20 protein-coding genes are annotated in these 21,541 nt (G+C 60.6%); 8 read left to right on the forward strand and 12 right to left on the reverse strand.

Going from position 1 to position 21,541, the window contains the following annotated elements:
* Position 1: 1 nt before the first annotated feature.
* From NKH54_RS18230 to NKH54_RS18245, 4 genes are all read right to left on the reverse strand, one after another.
* A complete protein-coding gene (locus tag NKH54_RS18230; protein ID WP_353028665.1) occupies positions 2-1,093 on the reverse strand; it encodes an ABC transporter ATP-binding protein in 1,092 nt (363 codons plus the stop codon).
* Positions 1,090-2,046 carry a carbohydrate ABC transporter permease gene (locus NKH54_RS18235; RefSeq protein ID WP_023834197.1) on the reverse strand — a complete coding sequence of 319 codons (957 nt, stop codon included), beginning with the start codon at positions 2,044-2,046 and terminating at the stop codon, positions 1,090-1,092. Before NKH54_RS18235 ends, NKH54_RS18230 begins: the two co-directional genes overlap by 4 nt.
* Entirely contained in the window at positions 2,043-2,903 is an 861-nt protein-coding gene (locus NKH54_RS18240; protein WP_353028666.1) for a carbohydrate ABC transporter permease, read from the reverse strand. Before NKH54_RS18240 ends, NKH54_RS18235 begins: the two co-directional genes overlap by 4 nt.
* An 81-nt stretch (positions 2,904-2,984) precedes the next feature.
* Positions 2,985-4,598: an extracellular solute-binding protein gene (locus NKH54_RS18245; protein WP_353028667.1), complete on the reverse strand. Its 1,614-nt coding sequence runs from the start codon at positions 4,596-4,598 to the stop codon at positions 2,985-2,987.
* Positions 4,599-4,952: 354 nt separating this feature from the next.
* Between NKH54_RS18245 and NKH54_RS18250 the strand changes: the two genes are divergently transcribed.
* The 3 genes from NKH54_RS18250 (at position 4,953) to NKH54_RS18260 (ending at position 8,545) form a co-directional block, all read left to right on the forward strand.
* Entirely contained in the window at positions 4,953-5,981 is a 1,029-nt protein-coding gene (locus tag NKH54_RS18250; RefSeq protein WP_353028668.1) for a LacI family DNA-binding transcriptional regulator, read from the forward strand.
* A gap of 416 nt (positions 5,982-6,397) precedes the next feature.
* Positions 6,398-7,288, forward strand: coding sequence for an adenylate/guanylate cyclase domain-containing protein (locus tag NKH54_RS18255; RefSeq protein ID WP_353028669.1), 891 nt, complete (start codon positions 6,398-6,400; stop codon positions 7,286-7,288).
* Between the two features lie 996 nt (positions 7,289-8,284).
* The gene (locus NKH54_RS18260; RefSeq protein ID WP_353028670.1) at positions 8,285-8,545 is read left to right on the forward strand and encodes a hypothetical protein; all 261 of its coding nucleotides are present in this window, start codon (positions 8,285-8,287) and stop codon (positions 8,543-8,545) included.
* Between the two features lie 276 nt (positions 8,546-8,821).
* On the opposite strand, the gene NKH54_RS18265 is transcribed toward NKH54_RS18260, so the two are convergent.
* On the reverse strand, positions 8,822-9,793 hold the full coding sequence (locus NKH54_RS18265; RefSeq protein WP_353028671.1) for a DMT family transporter: 972 nt from the start codon (positions 9,791-9,793) through the stop codon (positions 8,822-8,824).
* Between NKH54_RS18265 and NKH54_RS18270 the strand changes: the two genes are divergently transcribed.
* The 4 genes from NKH54_RS18270 to NKH54_RS18285 all read left to right on the forward strand — a co-directional run bounded on the left by NKH54_RS18270 (position 9,780) and on the right by NKH54_RS18285 (position 13,720).
* Complete coding sequence (locus NKH54_RS18270; RefSeq protein ID WP_353028672.1) at positions 9,780-10,544, forward strand: CGNR zinc finger domain-containing protein; 765 nt, start codon at positions 9,780-9,782, stop codon at positions 10,542-10,544. The genes NKH54_RS18265 and NKH54_RS18270 overlap by 14 nt on opposite strands.
* 273 nt (positions 10,545-10,817) lie before the next feature.
* The gene (locus tag NKH54_RS18275) at positions 10,818-11,021 is read left to right on the forward strand and encodes a CsbD family protein (protein WP_023669466.1); all 204 of its coding nucleotides are present in this window, start codon (positions 10,818-10,820) and stop codon (positions 11,019-11,021) included.
* Positions 11,022-11,195: 174 nt separating this feature from the next.
* Complete coding sequence (locus tag NKH54_RS18280; protein ID WP_023669465.1) at positions 11,196-12,683, forward strand: ATPase domain-containing protein; 1,488 nt, start codon at positions 11,196-11,198, stop codon at positions 12,681-12,683.
* The gene (locus NKH54_RS18285) at positions 12,683-13,720 is read left to right on the forward strand and encodes a sensor histidine kinase (protein WP_353028673.1); all 1,038 of its coding nucleotides are present in this window, start codon (positions 12,683-12,685) and stop codon (positions 13,718-13,720) included. The genes NKH54_RS18280 and NKH54_RS18285 overlap by 1 nt, the downstream gene beginning before the upstream one ends.
* Positions 13,721-14,123: 403 nt before the next feature.
* Here the strand turns inward: NKH54_RS18285 and NKH54_RS18290 are convergent, their stop codons facing one another.
* From NKH54_RS18290 to NKH54_RS18320, 7 genes are all read right to left on the reverse strand, one after another.
* Complete coding sequence (locus tag NKH54_RS18290) at positions 14,124-14,360, reverse strand: ATP-dependent DNA ligase (RefSeq protein ID WP_353028674.1); 237 nt, start codon at positions 14,358-14,360, stop codon at positions 14,124-14,126.
* Positions 14,361-14,456: 96 nt separating this feature from the next.
* Positions 14,457-14,816 carry a DUF4112 domain-containing protein gene (locus NKH54_RS18295; RefSeq protein WP_032998960.1) on the reverse strand — a complete coding sequence of 120 codons (360 nt, stop codon included), beginning with the start codon at positions 14,814-14,816 and terminating at the stop codon, positions 14,457-14,459.
* 55 nt (positions 14,817-14,871) lie between these two features.
* The gene (locus NKH54_RS18300) at positions 14,872-15,366 is read right to left on the reverse strand and encodes a YidB family protein (RefSeq protein ID WP_353028675.1); all 495 of its coding nucleotides are present in this window, start codon (positions 15,364-15,366) and stop codon (positions 14,872-14,874) included.
* A 36-nt stretch (positions 15,367-15,402) separates the two neighbouring features.
* On the reverse strand, positions 15,403-15,759 hold the full coding sequence (locus NKH54_RS18305; protein ID WP_353028676.1) for a DUF6894 family protein: 357 nt from the start codon (positions 15,757-15,759) through the stop codon (positions 15,403-15,405).
* Positions 15,760-15,806: 47 nt separating this feature from the next.
* A complete protein-coding gene (locus NKH54_RS18310; protein ID WP_353028677.1) occupies positions 15,807-17,780 on the reverse strand; it encodes a D-apionate lactonase family protein in 1,974 nt (657 codons plus the stop codon).
* Entirely contained in the window at positions 17,777-18,871 is a 1,095-nt protein-coding gene (locus NKH54_RS18315; RefSeq protein ID WP_353028678.1) for an ABC transporter ATP-binding protein, read from the reverse strand. The genes NKH54_RS18310 and NKH54_RS18315 overlap by 4 nt, the downstream gene beginning before the upstream one ends.
* A 12-nt stretch (positions 18,872-18,883) precedes the next feature.
* Entirely contained in the window at positions 18,884-19,252 is a 369-nt protein-coding gene (locus NKH54_RS18320; RefSeq protein ID WP_353028679.1) for an ABC transporter permease subunit, read from the reverse strand.
* Positions 19,253-19,888: 636 nt separating this feature from the next.
* On the opposite strand from NKH54_RS18320, the gene NKH54_RS18325 reads away from it, so the two are divergent.
* Positions 19,889-21,526, forward strand: a complete 1,638-nt coding sequence (locus NKH54_RS18325; protein ID WP_353028680.1) for a methyl-accepting chemotaxis protein — start codon at positions 19,889-19,891, stop codon at positions 21,524-21,526.
* Positions 21,527-21,541: the final 15 nt, after the last annotated feature.

The following is a 21,541-nucleotide window of genomic DNA, read 5'->3' on the forward strand; positions in this document are numbered from 1 at the left end:
GTCAACCTGCCTTCATCGCAATGCCGCTGCGGGCATCGAAGACACGCACGGACGATGCCACGGGGGCGACGACGGCAAGCTCGCCGATCGACAGTCCGACAGCATTGTCGAACACCGCCTTCACGGCGGTCTCGCCATCGCCGAGATGGACGATGGTCCTCGCGCCGATCCGCTCGACGAAGCTCACCGGCATGGCGAGGCCCTGCCCGCTCTGCACCAGCGACACCTGTTCGGGCCGGAAGCCGTAAAGCACCTCGGAGCGCGATCCGCGCAAGGTGGCGGCCAGCGCATCCGGCAGCGTCGGCGTGACCCCCAGCTGCCCGAGATCGACCACCAGGCCCCGGTCGCTCTCCGCCGGCCTTCCCTTCAGCAGGTTCATGCCCGGAGCGCCGATGAAGCGGGCGACGAAGACATTGGCTGGATTGTTGTAGACTTCCAGCGGCGTTCCCACCTGCTGCAGCACGCCGTGATCCATGACGGCAATGCGGTCGGCCATGGTCATGGCCTCGAGCTGGTCATGGGTGACGTAGACCATCGTCTGACTGAACTGGCGCTGCAGCTGCTTGAGCTCGGTCCGCATTACCGCCCGGAAGGCGGCGTCTACATTGGACAGCGGCTCGTCGAGCAGGAAGATCGCCGGCTCCATGATCGCCGAGCGTCCGATTGCCACCCGCTGCAGGATGTTGACCGAGAGCCGGTCGGCCTTGCGGTCGAGCAGCGGCGTCAACTGCAGCAGCTCGGCGATGGCGCCGACGCGGCGGTCGATCTCGGCTGTCGCCGCACCGCGCATCCGCGGCCCGTAGGCAAGGTTCTGGCGCACCGTCATGTGGGTGAAGATGGCGTAGTTCTGGAAAACGAAGCCGACGCCGCGGCGGCCCATGGGCACGCCGGCCATGTCGCGCTCGCCAAACAGGATCTTGCCGCTGGTCGGCTCCTCCATGCCGGCGATCATGTTCATCGTCGTCGACTTGCCGCAGCCCGAAGGCCCGAGCAGCGCCATGAACTCGCCATCGGCGATGTCGAGGTCCATGGTCTTCAGCGCCGTGAACTCGCCAAAGGTCTTGACCAGGTTGCGCAGCTGGATCGCGCTCATGCCGGCACCAGCCTTGCGCGCGCCATGCGCTTCATGGCGAATACGGCAACGATCGAAAGCACGACCAGGATGGCCAGCGCGATCGCCGCCACATAGCCCCAGATCAGGTCCTGCGTCGTGACCTTGTAGATGTAGACGGAGATCGTCTCCGTGGCGACGCCGGGGCCGCCGCCGGTCATGATGTAGAGCGTGTCGAAGATCTTGAAGTTCTCGATGACGCGGATCGCCAGCGCGATGATGATGATCGTCTTCATCTTCGGCAGCACGATGGTGACGAAGCGCTGCCACGGGTTGGCGCCGAGCAGGGTCGCCGCCTTGATCTGGTCCTGCGGCACGCCGACCAGGCCGGCAAGCAGGATCAGGAACATCAGCGGCGTCCACTGCCAGATATCGGCGATGATCACCGCGATCAGCGCCAGTGTGGGGTCAGACAGCCAGGCGATGGTGACGCGGGAACCGCTGAGTGCCGACAGGATGTCGTTCAGCGGCCCGCCCGACTGGAACAGCATGAAGAACATGTAGCCGGCCACCGCCGGAACCACCATCATCGGCATCAGCAGGATCGAATAGAAGATCCGCTTGCCCGGAAAATCGTCCGCGAACAGCGTCGCCAATGCCAGGCCAAGCAGGAATTCGACGGGCACGCACACGACCATGACGATGGCCGTGCGCCTCAGCGCGCTCCAGAAGCGCGCATCGGCGGCAAGGTCGGTGTAGTTGGCGAAGCTGTTCCACATCTCCCATGCGTTCCACCAGCCGAGGCCGGAGAGCGGCGACCAGTCGGTGACGCTGATGTAGAGCTGCATCAGCAGCGGGAAGACGGAGATGAAGAGCACCAAAACCTGCGCCGGCAGCGTCAGCCGGAATCCCAGCCGCGCTCCCTCGTCCCGCAGCGCGGGCTTGCCAAGCGCGGCCTTTGCGTCCTTTGAGACAGTCACGGTCACAGCGCTCATTGCTTGAGCGCGCCGAACGTCAGCCCGCGCACCAGATGGCGCTGGATGGCAATGCCCATGATGACCGGCGGCACCGCGGCCATAAGACCGAGCGCGGCCTTGGCGCCATAGAGCTGCCCGGTCATCGAGGAGGACAGCGAGGCCATGTAGACCGGGATCGTGACCCATTCGCGCGTCGTCAGAAGCAGCGCGATCAGATAGTCCGACCAGTTGAGGATGAAGACGAAGAGGGCGGCGCTGGCCAGCGGTGCGCGCATCATCGGCAGCGTGATGCGTGTGAAGACGCGCAGCCGCGAACAACCTTCGACAAGCGCCGCTTCCTCGATCTCGCGCGGCATGTCGTCGAAGAAGGTCTTCATGAGCCAGAAAGCGAACGGCAGGGTGACGATGCCGTAGATCAGCGCCAGGCCAAACCAGCTGTCGGTGAAGTTGAGAAAGGCCCACATGATCATCACCGGGATCATCACCGCCATCGGCGGAAACAGCCTGAGCTGGATCAGCGCCAGCGGCAGGTTCTGGCCCGAGCCGAAACGCGACAGTCCGTAGGCCGCAGCCGTGCCCGCCGACATTGCGATCGCCGTGCCGAACACCGCCGACAGCAGCGACGACAGGATCGGCTTCAGCGCGGTGCGGTCGAGCGCCACGATCAGATTGTTGTTGGATTCACCGAAGACGAACTGGAAATTGCCGAGCGTCGGGTTCTTCGGCCACCATGTCAGGTCGGCGCCGGTCGCCGACCATTCGGCGATCGGCTTGAAAGCCATCGACACCATCCACAGGATCGGCACCAGCGTCACCGCCATCGCCGCGAAGATCGCGGCGTAGCGGAACATCTCGAAGGGGACGGTACGCTTCATCTGGCTGCTTTGCTGGTGGCGTTGACTGCGGCGGGGAGGAACAGATGCTCTTCCCCTCCAGCGCTGATCCAGGGAGACGGATCAGCTGATTGGATCGAGAACCGTCGGCCAGGCCTCCTTGTTGGTCCTGATGGCTTCGAGCAATTTGTCCTCGCCGATGCGGCGGGCGATCTTCTTCCACTCCGCTTCCGTGTCGGCCATCGCCTGTTCCGCTGTCTTGGCCTTGGTCAGCGACGCCATCAGGTTTTCGTCCAATGCGTTGTGGAAGGCGGTGGCGCCGGGATAGTTGATCGTCGGCACCGTGCGGGCGACGGTCTCGCGCACCACGTCGATGTGGTAGGCGTGGTAGGTCTGGCGCACCAGCGGATCGGAGAAATCCGAGAGCCGGAACGGATCGAGATAGCCGCCCGGATTGGCGCTCATCCAGGCATATATGCGGGCGGAGCCCAGCCACTGCAGCAAAAGGTAGGCGACCTCCTGGTTTTTCGACTGAGACGAGACCATGCCGGTCAGCGAGAACCACAGCACGGAACGGCTGATCAGCTTGCCGCCGACTTCGCGGCCGGGCGGCAGCATCGAGCCGATCTTGCCGGTGACGGCTGAATCCTTGTTGCCGGCATTGTCGAGGAATTTCGGCAGGTTCGAGAAGGCGCAGGTCATCGCCGCGCCGCCCTTGGCGAAATTTCCATACTGCTCCGGCCAGCCCCAGGAGATCGCGTCCGGCGAGTGATGAACGAGCGAGCCGACATATTCGTTGGTGGCGGCAATGCCGTGCTCGGAATTGATCAGCGGCTTGCCGTCGTCGCCGAACAGGAACTGGTTGGGCGATGCCATCGAGACATAGCGCTGATACCAGTTGGTGTAGCCCCAGCCCTGGTTGCGCAGGTCGGTGGAGCCGAACAGGCCCTTGTCGGGCCGCTGGAAGAAGCCCGCGATGTCACTGTGCTGCTTCCAGGTCTTCGGCGGCGCCAGATCGTAGCCGAATTTGTCCTTGAACGCCTTCTGCTCGGCGGCGTCGCCGAACAGGTCGGTGCGGTAGACCCAGGTCTGGAAGTCGCCGTCCAGCGACACGCCATAGTTGGACCCGCGATATTTGTTGAGCAGCGACACGCCCTTGGCGCCGTCGACATAGCCGGTCTTGGGATCGTCCCATTCGGGCTTGTACTGGGCGACGAAGTCGTCGAGCTTGGCGATGCCGCCGGTCTCGGCAAGGTCGCCGAGGCGGTTCCATTCCGTCGAGTAGATGTCATAGGCCCCACCCTTGGTGGAGATGTCCTGCATCGTCTTGGTGAATTCCTGGCCGTTCGGCAGGCCGACGATCTCGATCTGGATGCCGGTTTCCTTTTCCCACAGCTCCTTGATCGACGGCGCACCCGCAGGGAAAGGCTGTGTGAGTTGGCCAATCGAGCCATCCGACAGGCCAAGCACGATCTTGGCCGGTGCCTTGCCAGCTCCCTTCAAGGCCTTGGCCGCCTCAACGGCACGGGCTTCCGGCGTGTCGGCGCCATATTGATAGCGCTCGGCGCCCTCGAAACCGGTGGGACCGCCTACCATGCCTGGCGCCAGCGCGTCGGCCGCAACGGCACGGCCGGGACGGATGAATTGCGGTGCGATACCGGCCGCAGCCACGAACGCCACCGCCTTCCCTCCGGACGCCAGCAAGCCGCGTCGCGATATGCGGATCAGATCAGACATTGGAATTCCTCCCTCAGGGCCGATGTTTCCTCCACGAGCCCGTTGAGGGATATTGACGGCAGCACCGGAAGGCTGTCAACATCATAAATACTCAAAATACATCGTAACACCGCAACCGCGGAGAAAATACGTCATGCAAAGGTCGACACACGGGCTCAATGCCTCGATTTGATGGGAAATCTGCCTTTCTGGCACGCGACTATCACGCCGGGCGACGCGATTTAGCCCAACCTCCTTGCGCATCGGCTGAGGCTCGATACATCATTTCCCATCAGAATCGCTGATGCTGGCAGCTGTGGCCGTCGGACGGGCTAGCGGCATTGTGCGATCTGATGCATTGAGGAGATGAAGACGGTGCGTTCCACCTTGACTGACATAGCCCGGGAAGCCGGCGTTTCCGCCGCCACCGTCGACCGCGTGCTGAACAACAGGCCCGGTGTGCGGGCGCGCACGCGTGAGATCGTGCTCGAAATGGCGCATCGCCTCGGCTACATCGCGGAGGGCCCGAACGGAGCGCCGCCCAGGCCCTCACCTGGAGAGGTCATCCGTCTCGACTTCGCTCTGCCGGCCGGCACCAATTCCTTCATCAAGATGCTGCATCGACACATCGAGGCGCAGGCCTTGGCGCGCCCCGATCTCGACGTCCACATCGCCACCATAGAGGGCTTCAACCCCGACCGGCTCGCCCGCCTGCTGCAAGAATTGCGTGGACAGACACAAGGCGTCGGCGTGATCGCGCTCGATCATCCGACGGTGCGCGAGGCGATCCGCTCGCTGTCGGCCAATGACGTCAAGGTGGTGACCATCGCCTCCGACATCCTGCATGTTCCGAGAGTGGCCTATATCGGCATCGACAACCGCGCCGCGGGGCGGCTGGCCGGCTATCTGCTCAACCGCTTCATGGGATCGGAACGCCCAAGCAAGGTGGCGCTGTTCGCCGGCTCGCTGTCCTATCGCGGCCATGAGGAACGCGAGATGGGATTCCGGCACATCTTGACCGAGGAGTCGCCCAATCTCAAGATCGTCGAGATGCGCGAAATGCTGGATGACCGAGAGAAGGCTTATTCGGAAGCATCAGCGCTTCTGGACCGGCACCCCGATCTTGCCGCGATCTACAATGTCGGCGCCGGCAACACCGGCATCGCTCGGGCGCTCAAGGAGCGCGGACGCGCGAAAGACATTCTCTTTCTCGGCCACGAGGTGACAGACGGCACCAAGGAACTTTTGTTGGATGGGACGCTCGATGCGGTCATAGATCAAAATCCGCGCGTCGAGGCGCGGGAAGCGCTCAACATTTTAAGCCACTCTGTAAGGCACCTGAGCTATGAACCGCATCAACCACGACTTCAGGTGATCTTCAAAGAGAATATACCTGAAATCTGATCAATGGATCCGTGATCTTATCGCAAAGCACAGCGTTGGCGTCGCCACCGGTCCCAAATACGAACGAGAGCCCGAATGATCTCGTCAAAGCCGCCGATCTGGCACTATTCCGTGCGAAGTCGGAGGGCCGAGATCGGGTCGTGGTTGATGGTGCATGAGAAGGCCGTCGCCCGTTGCAACTCGGTCAGCCTTTCCGAACCTAAAAAGACCAAGTCCACTCATAGCACCGAAGTCGCGAACGATTGGGGCGAAGAGGGTTCTGGATGTCGGCACGAAGCCGACGAATGGCATACGCCCGTCCGTCCGCGACGATCACCTGAGGCATCGCCCCGGCCCCAGGCGCACGAGCAGATATGTCGCAGGCAACCTCGTGTGTTATACACGCACGCTGACTTTTTGGGTCGGACACGAGATCGATGGACCAGGAAACGCTTCTTGCCGCAGTCCTCTTAGCTGATGTCGTGGGCAGCACGCCACTCTATGAGCGGATCGGAGACGATGCCGCTCTACAGCAGGTCTCGGATTGCCTGGACACGATGCGCGAGATCGTCGCCAAGCACGGTGGTGATTTCATTTACTCGAAGGGCGATGACATACTCAGCCTCTTCGAGAGCCCGGAAATGGCGCTGAGGGCCGTCTGCCAAATCAGCCACCAACTGACTAAAGGTCCGTTAAGCGCCCGTATCGGATTGCATTTCGGGGCGGTCATTCGCGCGCGGGGCGCGATATTCGGTGACGTTGTCAATGTCACCGCAAGGTTGTCCACCACGGCGAACCCCGGAGAGGTGCTGATCAGCCAGAGCTTCTGCGAAGCCCTTTCCCCGAGAAGCCGCAAGGGCCTGCGGCTCCTCGACAAAATGGCCTTGAAAGGGAAGCAAGAGTTCTTCGATGTCTATACCCTGTGGAGCGACGATGGGGCCCCCGGTACGCAGATCACCAGCCATGGCGCCACTACAGATAGACGCTCGGTCCTGCCGCGGCAGATTCATCTGGTCATCCGCTACAGAGATCAGCTGCGATCCTGTCGAAACGGCGAATCCGTGACAATCGGCAGATCGGCGGAATGCGATATCATCGTCGAGCGGCCCTGGGTATCGAGGCGCCACGCCGCCCTCACCATATTGAATGGCAGAGCTCGGCTTCTCGAACGAAGCTCTTCGGGCACATTTGTGTCCATGGGACTGGGCCATGAAGTATTCGTACGCCGTGAAGATATTATCCTCTTCGGCTCCGGCGTCATCTCGCCTGGAGTGAAGTCGGCACTCGACGAAGCCCAGCTTCTTCACTACGAAATTGTCTCGGATTGACCCGGCCCGGCTACTAGCTCGACCGGTTTCGAGGTGGTTCGCTGCGCCCTCAATGTCGCGCCGTACTCTTTGACAGCCATTGGAATCGACCGTTCATAAATGTGCCAAGGCCAATCCAGGAACGTCTGACTTCCGTTTCCCTCGCTGAGTTCGACGGAGCCGCGGCCGGTGCATCTCCCTCGCAGGATGCGGAGTTCTACCTGCTCCTAGGCCACATTCTGCAGGTGGATGGCTTCGGCAGCAAGCTGGCCCGCTCGATCGATGACGCGCTAGGTCTTGCCGCGAAAGGCCGGTGCGTGGGAATTGTGCTGGACTGTCGGCCAGACAATGAGCTGGCGACGGGAGCTGCCGGCTGAAGCGGGATGCCCGGACCAATTCCCTGCCCTGTGTCGCCTTGATATCCCCAGGTGCTGAAGGTCAGCACAGGCTGTTGCAGCCCGTGGTCGACCAACGCTTCATCAGACCATTTGCGCCGCCATAGCTCCTCGGCCACCTGCGAAGGCTCGCGATTGGGCTACCGTCACGAAAATTGGCGCAGAAGCGCAGACCACTGACATATCGCGACGTCGAGATGGAGCTCGATACCACCGTATTTGCAGCACCGGGGAGATTCCTCTTGCGCCGATCGAGTTCAAGTTGGTGCGCCACATGCTCGAGAATCCGTGATCACCCGTGCTGAATTCATCGCAGCTGGCTGGTCGCAGAAAGCCAGTGTGAGCGCCCAGGCGGTCGACGTTCACATGAGCCAGTCGCGAAAGTTGTTGAAGCAGTCGTCGCAGAGTTGCCATTCGCACCCTGCGGCTTGCCGGCTATTCTCTCGAAGACACTGCGGGCTGACAATCTCGGCGGTTGGGTTCAGAAAGGTCGCTGCGTGACGCCGCAAGGGGACCAACGCGATGGGAAAGGTCTTGGCAGCTAGGGGACTTAACGCCACCGACATTGCAGCCGTGGCGCTGCTCTAATCGAGAGAAAGTCTGGGCGTATAGAACAAGCGACATGAGCATGTCGGATTGTTTGCATTCAAACGACCTTTGCGACGTTATCCGTGCCTCCTCCTTGCTGGTGCCGGAGGAAATCATGACGTCGCCCGACAATTCGGTCGAACTCGTTCGCGACAAGAAGTGGACGGTCCGCGTCACCGCCTACGGCGCCACCCTGACGTTTCCGTTCGAAGCAGAAAGCTATGCACGTTCTTATGCCGATGGTCAGGCATTCCGTCTCGGCGTTCATGTGGCGGAACTGAAGCGATGCGGCTGACACTTTGTCGACGCGTTGGCGGATAGCCTGCATCGCGATCGGAACGAATAGGTCGCTGATTGCAGCCTCGCGATTTTTCCATCAAATCCCGCCTGCAATCTTGACAGCAACTCGGCAAAATCCCTCGCCGACTAGTGTTGTCATATGAGCTGGAGCTTTCCTCGCCGCCGGTGGTAGGCGGGATACGCTGCCGGGAAAGCCCTCTTTTCGCATAGACGCGAACCTTGTGCTTTTCCATCTCAAGGCTGATTGGCGGCTGGATGCGCGCGCCGTCTTTCATATTCTGCCATCGGCCCGCGCGGAGCGTGGAATCAACGGCGGGGAAGCGGATGATGTTTCCTGTTTGCGCTCGCGTAGCGCAAGAAACGCTGCGAAGAACATGATAGCCATGCCGATGATGTCGATCAGGCTAACCTCCTCGCTGTAGGTGATGATGCCAAGCACGACGGCAATCACGGGTGAGACGAAGGCAAATGCTCCGGCGCGCGAGGCGCCGATTTCGTGCAGGAGCCGGATAAAGAGTGTGTAGCCTATGAACGAACCAAACAGCACGAGGAACAGCCACCCGACCCAGGCCGGCCAGCCCCAATCGCCTTTTAGAGCCGCGGCCGCGCCTGGCTCCACAACGAGTGAGATGAGAATTAGGAATGCGCCCCCGAAAAGGGTGGTGAAGCCGGCGATGAAGTCCGATGAATATACCTCAAGAAGCGGCCGCGCGAGCACCGAACCCCATGCATAGATTAAAGCTGCCGACGCCACCGCTGTCATCGCCAGCAGCCGGAGCCCCCTGCCCTGCTGGTCTGCGTGTGTCCAACCAGCATAGGCTTCGGGCCCGAACAGGACGCACAGACCGGCCGCACCGAGCAAAATCGCAAAGAGCCTGCGGCCGTCATAGCGTTCGTCTCCCAGAAGCAACGCAAACCCAAGCAGCGTGACGGGGGTCAGCGAAAGCTCAAGAACAGCCGCGGTGCCCGTATCGACGTAGAGCATGCCCCAAAAGAGTGGGCCATAGCAAAGCGGAATCATGAACAACGTAACAACGAAAAGGCGCGGCCAACTCCTTTTGGCCACCCGTGGTAGAGCAGCGCCCCTTAGGCGCGTCGCGCTGAGGATCAGCAAGCCGGCTACTGTAAAACGCGTGCCTGCGAACATAAGAGGCGGCACGGTGGCGATCCCTGCCTTGATACCGATCCACGTGGTGCCCCAGATCACACATAAAACCAGAAATGTCGCTGTGTTGCGGTTCATCGGAAGCAGCCTTCGCTGGGCGTTGTTGGCTCGTCGTAACGGCCAAAAGACGTTTATTTCGTTACAACGGCCTCTTGCCAATACGGTTCCGCCAACCGATGTTTCCGGGATGGATTTTGCGAAGACTATCGTCGACATGCGCATGGTTGGCGGTCACGCCTGCCTGGACTTCGTCAACACGGTCGACGCGCGACGCGATGTATGGGGCCCAGACCTCTTGCAGACCTATGCCGACCTGGTCGTCTGGGCTGGACGTGCCGATTTGATCGACGTCGATGAGGCACGAGCACTGCTCGCGGAGGCTTCCGCCCGCCCGCTCCTTGCGGAGGCGGCATTGGAAAAGGCCAAGATTTTGCGCGAGGCCGTTTACGCGGCTCTCCAGGCCGAGGCGGCAGGCGCCCGGGTGCCGGACGATGCCTTGCAAATCGTGCGCGATACAGTCGCCCTAGCCCTGCCGAAGCGCTCGCTTTTCCCGTCCGGCGACCGCCTCGCTTGGCAGTGGACCGACGCAGCCAGTCTGAACACTATCGGCCACCGCGTGGCCTTTGAGACAGCCGAGTTTTTGGTGTCCAGGAATGACCGCCGCCGCGTGCGCGAGTGCACCGGGCCGAACTGCGGTTGGCTTTTCATCGACACCTCGCGTGGCGGGCGCAGGCGGTGGTGCTCGGATGAGAGCTGCGGCACACGCAGCCGGGTAAGGCGCTTCAGGGCAAAAGCCGCAGGGAACATGGCTCCCGACAGAAAGAATTAGTATCTGACGCCAGGCTTGGATGACGAACGCAGCATAGTTGGCTTCACGCTATCCCTGTCGGTGTTTGTTCAACGAAGCTGGTCTCGCGAGCGACTGTGGCCAAAACTGTGGAGAACACAGCCGGCGCGGCAAGCCATCATCGCGTTCCAGAGCGGGTTGCTTCGGGGCCGCCTACCTCGCCACGCTTCGATCGGTCGATCTGCTCAAACTTGACGGGAACTCCGGTAGCGTTACGGCGTTTTTCTCAGTCCGAAACAAACAAGGATAGGTGCCATGGACTGGAACCGTGTCGAAGGCAATTGGAAGCAGGTAAAGGGCAAGGTCAAGGAACAGTGGGGCAAACTCACAGACGATGATCTGGACCGTATTGCCGGTAACCGCGATCAGTTGGAAGGCAAGATTCAGGAGCGCTACGGCATTGAGAAGGACCGCGCCCGGCGCGACATCGATGACTGGTATGGCCGGCAAGGCTGGTAGGTCGCCGGTTCCAAACTGAACTTGAAAAAGGGCTCCGAGAGGTACGGCGCCCTTTTTTGCCGCGTTTCTTGTCGCCTTTTCGTGAGTCTCACGACAAGGGCGCTCACCGAGAGACGTGGAACCGCGAAAGGTGCCCGTCGTTATCTGGTTCTCGAAATTACATTGGGGGATTAGTTGGACAGAGACGACGCCTCGGCGATCACAACTGGAGTTAGCGGCCTCGACTACATTCTTCGTGGCGGCTACGCCAGGAACCGCTCCCATCTCATCGAAGGGAAACCAGGTTCTGGAAAAACCACTCTTGGCCTCCAGTTTTTGATCGAGGGCGCCAAGAATGGCGAGACATGCCTTTACATCACTTTGTCAGAAAGCAAGCGCGAACTGCTCTCGGTTGCTGGCCGTCACGGCTGGGATCTGAAGGGGGTGCAAATTCTTGAACTTGTGCCGCCGGAGCTCAGTTTCGATCCTGCGCAGCTACAGACATTGATCCATTCCTCGGAATTGGAACTCGGCGAAACCGTGCAGTCTGCCATGGCCGAGATCGGACGCGTCAGACCCGATCGCGTGGTGTTCGATTCGCTCTCTGAAATTCGACTTTTATCGCAAGGGTCACTGCGGTATCGGCGCCAGGTGTTGGCATTGAAGAGCTTCTTCATGCTCAACAATGTGACGGTGCTTATGCTCGACGACCTGACCGCTGAGCAGGATGACCTCAATTTGCATTCGATCAGTCACGGCGTCATTCGGATGGAGCAGCTGTCGCCCGTCTATGGTGGAGAGCGTCGGCGGCTACGCGTGATCAAAATGCGCGGCGTGCAGATCCGGGGCGGCTTTCACGATTTCGTCATTCGCCCAGGCGGCGTTATCGCCTATCCGCGGCTCGTTGCAGCCGAGCATGAGGTGGCCGAGCATGATACGCCGGCCATGAGCAACAACCGGATCGACACCCTGCTTGGCGGCGGGCTGGCCCGCGGTACCAGCACGATGCTGATGGGGCCGTCTGGCGTTGGCAAGTCTACCATTGCCTGCACCTATTGCTATGCCGCACTCGAGCGTGGCGAGCGTGTGCTGGTGCTGTTGTTTGACGAGACAAAGCGCATCTTCTTGGCGCGCGCCGCCGGGCTCGGCATGGACCTGGAGCCGTTTGCCGAGGACGGCACGCTGATGCTTGAATCTGTCAATCCGGCTGAGCTTTCACCAGGCGAATTGTCTTCGCGCATCCAAGCGGCCGTCGAAGAATCCAATGTGCGGATCGTCGTGATCGACAGCCTAACTGGCTATCTCAATGCCATGTCCGAAGAACAACATCTGGTGCTTCAGATGCACGAGATCCTCACCTATCTCAATCAGAAGGCAGTGGCGACGATCCTGCTGTTGGCCAATCACGGGCTGTTTGGGCAAACGGCAGCGCCGGTCGACATGACCTATCTCTGCGATTCCATCATGCTTCTGCGCTTCTTCGAGAACGCAGGTCAGTTGAGACGCGCGATTTCCGTTGTCAAGAAACGTGTCGGCCCCCACGAAGAGACGATTCGTGAGTTTAAAATCGGCGGTAACGGCGTGGCCGTAGGTGAGCCACTGGAACAATTCCGCGGCATCCTGATGGGATCTCCGGAATTTGAAGGCAAGCCGACAGACCTTCTGAGGGACAAGGCGCTGTGATGTCGTCCAGCCCCGCCGTTCTCGTGCTGGCGCCGCTTGGCCGTGACGCGAGGATCGCGGCCTCCATCCTGGCTACAAACCAGATTGCCTCGCGTGTGTGCGGCAGCTTGGAAGAGGCAGTGCCGCTTCTCGACGAGGCTCAGTGCCTTGTCGTGGCCGAGGAGGCCCTGCTCAGTTCCGATCGAACGCAGTTTGCGGCCTGGCTTGAAGCCCAACCCGCATGGTCGGATTTTCCGATCGTGCTTCTGACGATGCGGGGGAACGAAGTCGACACGCGGATGGCATTTCTGGACCGCTATCTGATCGTGCTTGAACGGCCATTTCTGGCTTCGAGCCTCGCCAACTCGGTGCGCTCCGCCTTGCGTGCCCGCGCCCGCCAGCGTGAGGTCCAGTCCTACATCGAACAGAAGCGGGAGGTCGCCGATCGGCAGAAATTGCTCATCCGCGAGCTGCATCACCGCGTCAAGAACACGCTGGCCAACGTTCGCGCCATGATGGGCGCGACGGCCAGGTCGAGCGGCAACGTCGATGATTTCGTACGCGATTTTTCAGCCAGGCTCGTTTCCCTGGCCCAGACCCATTCGATGCTTACCGACGATTATTGGCAGACTGCCTCGCTGCACAAGCTGCTCGAAAGCGAGCTTGACCACTATGAGACGCGCGACAGGCCGCGCATCGTTATGGAAGGCCCGAACGTAGCGCTAGTCGCCGACATTGCGGTCCCTGTCGGGATGGCTTTCCACGAACTGGCCTCCAATTCGTCGAAGTTTGGCGCGCTTTCGCAAACGGGAGGCCGCCTTGACGTCCGCTGGTCGTTAGGCGGGTCCGGCGATACACAGATCGTCAATCTTGACTGGCGGGAACGAGATGGGCCGAAAGTCGAGCAGCCCAGTCGCCGGGGGTTTGGCACGACACTTCTGGAAAAAGTCGTGACCGTGCAATGCAACGCCAAGATCGAATTGAACTACCATCGTGACGGCTTGCAGTTCACCATGGCCTTGCCGTTGCGAAACACGCGCCTTGTGCCGGCTTACTGAGCGGCAACGGAAAGGCTGGCTGGGCGCCGCGATAGGGATAACTGAGCGTCACTCGGCAGGCTGGTCTAGCGCTTTAGCCAAAACATCAGTTCCGAAAAAGACCGCCTCTATATCTCCCATATGCCTCTGCAACGTTGCGAGAGCTCCGGCGTGGTCTATGCGGCCGACCTTGGTGATGAAGTCGAACTCGTGCCGCGGCGCTGTGACCCGGGTCATGCGTCCTAGACGAAACTTTGGGCTCCCGGAGCGCAGTTTTGTCGCCTTCGTGGTCACCCCCCGCCATTTTGCTCACGATCCTCGCTGATAGCCCGGATGCGCATCTGAATCATCTGCGACCCGTCTGGGTTCCGACTGGCGTCGTAAAAAACCAAGAGGCCCGCAGGCAGGCTCGATCGACGGTCAGCTATCCCGAACAGCAAACCGGCAGGCTTGCCGCGGCCTGAACAATCCTCTTGTAACGGTGGGACCAATCGTAGCCGCGACGCGTGAATGCTCGCGCCTTTCCGCCTTCAACGACCAGCTGCGTCCTGTAGCCGTCATATTTGATCTCGTGAAGCCAATCTCCGCCTTCGGGAGCTTTCTCGACCAGTGTGGGCGATTGGAACTCGATGAACGAAAGCCGGTCAATGGCACTGGTCATATGCTCGCGACTCCAGGAATCGCGACTCAAGCCCCAGCGCCCCTGTCGGTTCCGAGCCTTTTAGAAGAATTGCATCGCGACGATTGGTTATCCGCCTCACTTGTTGATGTGACGGCGCAGCAGAGTGATGTTGCGATTGTTCGCCTTAAAATAGACGTCGAAGATCGAGCCGAGAATTGGGACACTTCCTACGAGCGTATCCAGCAGCACGTTGCCTAGCATGCGGGCGACCAACCCATTTCCGGCACCGACGTTTCGAGCTCGCAAGACGATGTAGGCCGAGACAATGCCCGTCGCCGCATCTCCGAGTACGGGAACCAGACCTACGAGCGCATCCAGTCCAAAACGAATTGATGTGCCTGGAATGCGCCAGCGGGAATCGAGTAGCGCGGCCAATAGATCCAACTCGGCAAGTACGTTTGCTGTATGACCACCGTGACCGCCCTGCCCGATCATGCCAACTCGCGCGCCAGTACGATTTAGTATCTCTCCCTGATGGATAGCCGTCACCTTAGATATCGCTTTGACCGCCTGAATTCGCTTGCGTCCTGTGCGATGGCACGTCGTCGAGCAAGGTCGTCTCACCGGAGCTTTTCGGCGCCTCAACGGGCAATTCACCAGTAGGCGTCATCTTGCTGACGGCCTCAGGCAAATCTCGCGTGATCCGGCTTATGAGCTCCTCGCGCGATAGGCCGGTCTGCATCGAGAGGGAAGTCAGGGTGTCTTCGTCTATGGCTGCTTCCACCTCGCTTGGCTGGATCGGCTCGTTCGGCCCGGTGCCTACCCACGAATCGACCTTCGATCCGGCGCCTGCCCCTCTGAACCGGTCGAGAATATCGCCAAGCGCGGTCCCCGAAACGCCTTTTGAAAGCTGATCCAGAATCCCGCCTTGCGGATCATTTGGGTTGCGATCGCCCGCTCCACGGATGATCTCGCCGATCTTGTCGCGATTTTGGTATGCCAAGACGCCGAGCATCGCGATCGCCAATTTTCCCAGGTTAGCCATTGGTACCTCCACTGTTCAATGGACAAGGGCTCAACATCACAAACGTTCCGACTGGCGACGATCTAATTGAATAAGGGCTGGCGTATCGACACAGACGTGAGCGGTGCTGCCTAACCGGCTTGTTTCCGTTTGCGGTGCGGCTTCGGCCTCGCAGACGCTGATCGTGCAAAGCTCGTTGCCTGCCTGATCGCGCATGCGCACTAACCATCCGGTCATTTCGTCATCGCCCAGATCAGCCAACAGGCCGATTACGCAACGGATCGCTTCGGCGCGAGCGGCCTCAAAACTTGGCGTCTCGGCAGGCGGAACCTGGCGAGCCTGGTCGGCGTCGCGATAGTAGAACGTATAAGCGAGATGGATCCCACGCGCTGCCTTAGAGTATGGAACTACCACCCTCATCTTTGACGGGGGTTTGGCCAAACAGCGAACATCGGCTAGGCCTAAGACGATCGATCGAGGTCGACTCTCGCGACGGCGTAGGCGCCAAGCGAGATGCTTTGATCATCCAGCGGTCTTGCGGAACTTTCCATGAAGTCGGGATCGGTTGCCGCCCGCTCGAACTGCTCGGCGCCGAGAAGAGCAATGCGGGCGCTGCTCGGCGAATCCGAAAGCCTCACAGATTGCGTCTTGGCGGTAAGGTTAGCGACCCACAGGGTCACGCGGCGATCTTTTTCAGCCGCGATCGTCACGACGCCGTCACAGCCGGAAGTTCCTACGGACAGCAAGGTGGCTCCGCCGAGCTTTGAGAGACCAGCCAAGACATGGAAAGCGGGATAGACCGTTGGGCCATCCTGCTGGTCATACCATGGCTGCACGAAATCAGCCTTCCTATGGATTTGGCCAAAGGGGCCGGCGAAGTCACCGAACGCGACGGCCTCGATTCCTTCGCGAGCGCAGGCCGCGAAATATCCGACAGTCCAAGCCGCATTGAACAGCCCGCGCTGACGAGGATCAATGCGCGATAGACAGACGCGAGCGTTCGCTTCATTCGGCGTAGTGGATTTTCCGTATGGGTTCTCACGGCAGCCGAGCTGGATGGGACCGATACGCAGTGGCAAGCGTTCCCCCATGAAAGCATGCGCGGAGCGGATTAGATGGGGGATTGCCTGAAGTGTCTCCATCACCGAGACATCATCTGCGGGGTGCACGCTTGGACAGGTGGTGAAGGTCACGTAGTCGAGCGCTTCGGCTGGCGGACGCTTGCGGTTGAGTTCGGTGAAGTAAGCGGCCATGCCGCCGCCCAGCGCGATGCCCGGGAAAGCCCGGCGAGCGGCGGAGTAGCTTTCGTGGAAGCTGGGCATAGTCGGCCACGGTGCTCCCGGCTGTACGGATGTCATGTCCTGCGCCGGAAATACGGAGACAGCTTCTAGTTTGAGGCCGAGTGAGTGGACAGCATCCGCGACCGGCGCCAATTCGCCGAATGGATCGCGCGTGCCCTTGGTGACAATCTCGAGGACCACGCCAGCGCCGGTCAGCCGTGCGAGCGCGGCGTAGCTTTCTAGTTCGTCCTGGCCGTGTGCGATCCGGAGATCGACCTGGCAGACCATCCACTGCGGAGCCATTCGTCGTAGGAGCTCGGGGGTTTCGAGCGCGTGCTTTGCCTCGTCGGCGGCGACGCCGACGCCAGTGCGGGGCACTCGGCCGACTGGTCCGCCGATCGTCAGGTTGATGAGTGGATTGCGATTTTCAGACGTCCTGGCAGGGAGCGTTCCTGACACGTGAAGCTGGACGGCCTGCGTGAATTTCTGGCCCCTGGGCAGTCTGTAAGGCCACGGGCGACGCAGAGGGCGGACATATGTTTTATAGGAGGCGTCAGACCAATTGCGTTGGTCCTCCATCTCAAAGGCATCACCCTCCATGGTGCATGTCGCCCAGATCCCAGGCGCGATCTCGTGCGACAACGCCCGGATGTCGGTGAGCGGACATTTTGGATCGATGTGGTCCGGAAAGAACGATAGCTCGTCGTGACCATCCTCATGCAGCACCTTTATCGGCTTGCCGGCTAAGCCCTCGATCGGATGAAGGACGACGAAGCCGGTCCGATTCGTCAAAACGTCAGTCTCGGGCTCTGCCTCCGCCACAAACGACAGCGCACCATCGCCACTGCCTGAGACGCGCGCCCGGTAAATCAGGCGGCCGGATGTTGCGGCACATGTTGCACGGTATGCAATGGCGAACGCATCCGGCCTCTCGTCGATCCGGAGATCATCGAGAACGGTGGTACATGTTCCCCAGTTTTCGTCCCGTACAAGAAACGAGATTCCGCGCAAGATCTCGATCGTCCCGACGTGGATGTAACGCAACGCCCCATTGTCGAACGCGACCGACAAGGATCCGGCGCGCAGTGTGCGCAGCGGTGCCTCGAGCTCTTCGGTGCCACACAAGCGGACTGCCAGGGAAGCTGCCGAGGTCAAATTGCGAGCTCCGTCGTGGCGTCGAAGATCGAGGCCCGGTTCATGTTGATGTCGATCGCAAGCTTCTCGCCCGGACGGCTGACATCGTGCGCCTGCAGCTCAGCCATCACCGGCGCGCCGGCCAGTCGGAATGTCGCGTAACTGCGCGAGCCGGTCGGCTGCAGCAGGTCGATCGTTGCCTCATAGCGAAACGTGCCCTGCTCCGGCGTTGCAGTGTGCGCACGAGTGAGGTGTTCTGGCCTCAACCCGAGCAGCACCTGCTGTCCGTCCGCGACGCCCTTCAGCCCCCTGCCGCGCGCTAAAGGCAGCAGTGCATCCGCGAGCCGGATGGCAGCGGCGCCTGCGCACAAGGCAAGGGTACCTGGCAGGAAGCTCATCCGCGGCGAACCCAGGAACCCAGCGACGAACGTTGAGGCCGGGTGCTCGAACAACTCGAGTGGCGCGCCCTGCTGCTCTATCAACCCGTCGCGCATCAGCACGATGCGGTCAGCCAACGTCATCGCTTCGATCTGGTCATGGGTGACGTAGATCATCGTTGTCGCAATGTCCTGGTGAAGGCGTTTGATTTCGCCGCGCATTTCGTCGCGAAGCTGTGCGTCGAGGTTGGACAGCGGCTCGTCGAACAAAAAGATGCGGGGGTTGCGGACTATGGCGCGGCCGATGGCGACGCGCTGGCGCTGGCCGCCGGATAATTGGCGCGGAAAACGCCCCAGCAAGGGAGTGATGCCAAGCATGCGTGCCGCCTCGGCCACGCGCACCTCGACCTCTGGCTTCGGCATCTTGCGAGCCTTGAGGCCGAAGCCAATGTTCTTGGCCACGCTCATATGCGGATAGAGCGCATAATCTTGAAACACCATTGCCACGTCGCGATCGCGCGGCCGGAAATCATTGACCACCTCGCCGCCGATCTCGATCGTGCCTTCCGATATCTCCTCCAGGCCGGCGATGGTCCGGAGCAGCGTGGACTTGCCGCAGCCGGACGGTCCAACCAGAACGGTGAACTGGCCGTCGCGAATGTCCAGGTCGATGCCGCGCACGGCATGGAACGCGCCGTAGCGCTTGTGCAAGCCGGTAATTTTGACTTCGGCCATGCGGGAGCTTTCCTAACCGCGAACGGCGCCGAGCGTCAGCCCGCGCACCAGATGACGTTGAGCAAGGACCCCAAGGGCGATCGATGGCACAAGGGAAACGATGGCAAGGGCCGCGGCTTCGCCATATTGCGCGCCCTGGAAGCCGATGAAGGCGCGGAAGACGGTTGGCAGTGTAAAGGCAGTTCGGCTGGTCAAGATCAGAGCGAAGAAGAACTCCGTCCAGCATGCAATGAAGGCGAAGACAGCCGCCGCGACGATGCCCGGTGCTGCGAGCGGCACGGCAACGCGCCAGAACGCCTCCCATCTCGTGCAGCCATCGACGAGGGCCGCCTCCTCCATCGACTTCGGCATGCCGCGGAAATAGGCGAACATCATCCACACCGAAGGTGGTGTCGGGTCAGTTCTCTCTAGGCTCCAGAGCGCTCGTCACGTTGTGGTCATCCTCGTGCGGTTGGGCGGCCGCCGCTTGAGGATGCGCATTTGAAACGGGTTTTCTCAAGATCTTTTAGTTCTGAGGGGCCTCAGGCGGGGGCGCTTGCCATTTAGTTATCGTCACCTGCGAATGCCGAACCCGCACTCGACGCCAATCTACGCGCTGGCCAGTTTGCGACATCTGGTTTCGGCGATTCCGCTTTCAGTAGCGACGATCATGCTGGACGGCTGATATGAGGCGCGTTCCCGCCTGGCAGCTTAGGGGCAGCAAGCAGGACGTCGGCTTTCTTGCCTCGACCTGGCCTAAGCAGTCATTCAATTCGTGGCCTCAAGCAGCTCATCCACGCTCCTCCTGCCGCGGCGTGCCATCCAGCCGATCTCGGGCTGATGTGCGTGGACGGCAGTCGTCCTTTGACCACCGCTTCTGGCGGCGCCGATTGGCGAGCCGCCTCGCCATCATTAGCTATGGAACGGAAAAGAAACCATTCAGCATCAGACTACCGCTTTTCGACGCACCTTTTCGAATATGTCGGAACGAGCGCTTGTCGCGCAGCCCACGATGCCCCCCATTGGTGAACCGGTTCCATGAAGAGTCTGACAATACGCCACCGCATCCTCGTCAGTTTCGCAGCCGTTCTGGTGGTCATGTCCGTGATAGCCCTCATCGCGTACGCCTGGTTTCTTCAGGCGGGGGAGGAGGCGACTGAGGTCGAGAAGGGCATCCTTCCGGACCTTTATCACAGTACCGAGATCATGACGGGCCAGATGGCGGCCCATAGTCTGCTTCAGGAATATGCCCTTCAGGACAACCCGTCAGACAGAAGCACGGTTGAAAACGCGATCACAACCAATCGCAACCAGGTGCAGCGGTCGATGGACGACTATGAGGCAACGATCGTCTCCGATATCGACAAGCAGAATTATGCAGCCGTCAAACAACTCGCCAACCAATTCCGTCTGGCTGAAACTGCTGTGCTGGAAACAAGCCGGGCTGCCTTGTCGAAAGGTGAAACTCCCAATGAAAGCCCAGCTATCAAGAACGTAGTAGAGCCGATCTTTGTAAAATTGCAGTCCGCTCTGCAGGCCATGGTTGAGGATCACAGAGGCGAGGCAAACAGCGCGACGCAGCGGATCAGCTCGATCGTCAGAACGGCCGAAGTCGGTTTGAGCGTTGGCTTGTTGATAGCCCTCGGGCTAGCCCTTCTTTTGGGTTACCAGCTGTTTCGCGCCATTACAGGTCCGCTCACCCGTTTGGTCGACGCGGTTCAATTGATGCGGCAAGGCGACTTCAGCGAACGGCTCGATCTGAGGCGCCGAGACGAATTCAGCGTGCTTGCCGACGGCTTCAACGCAATGGCGGACGATCTCACAACCCTCATTGGTCAGGTTCAAAGGTCCAGCATACAGGTCGGCACGTCGATAACTGAGATCGCCGCCACCTCCAAGCAACAGCAGGCAACTGCGACTGAAATCGCAGCGACCACAACAGAAATCCGAGCGACAGCCAAGGAAATCTCCGCCACATCAAACGAACTGGTCCGCACGATGAACGAGGTCTCCACAGTTGCCGAACAAACCGCTGCCGTGGCTGGCGGGGGGCAAGCGGGGCTGACCCGTATGGAAGAAACCATGCAGCAGGTCATGGAAGCGGCTGGCGCGATCAATTCCAAACTGGCGATCCTGAGCGAGAAAGCCGGCAGCATCAATCAGGTGGTGACGACCATCACCAAAGTGGCCGATCAGACGAACCTGTTGTCGCTCAACGCTTCCATCGAGGCGGAGAAGGCAGGCCAATATGGCCGGGGTTTTGCAGTGGTGGCGACGGAAATCCGAAGGCTCGCGGACCAGACAGCTGTCTCCACCTACGATATCGAGCAAATGGTCAAGGACATCCAGTCGGCAGTCGCGGCCGGGGTGATGGGCATGGACAAGTTTTCCGAGCAGGTCCGTCGGGGTATGCAGGACATCCAGCAGGTCGGCGGGCAACTCTTCGAGATCATTCAGCAGGTTCAGGGGCTGGTGCCACGTTTCGAAGTCGCCAATGAAGGCATGCAAGCACAGGCGACCGGCGCGGGGCAGATCAGCGACACGCTAACCCAGCTAAGCGAGGCAGCTCAGCAAACAGTCGAGTCCCTTCAGCAATCGACGCTCGCGATCGACGAGCTCAATCAAGTCTCAGGCGGCATGCGAAGTAGCATATCGAGGTTCAAGCTACGAGCATAGCGAGCCGGCAGTAGG

The organism is Mesorhizobium sp. M1004, assembly GCF_040318795.1.
In the GTDB taxonomy this organism is placed as follows: domain Bacteria; phylum Pseudomonadota; class Alphaproteobacteria; order Rhizobiales; family Rhizobiaceae; genus Mesorhizobium.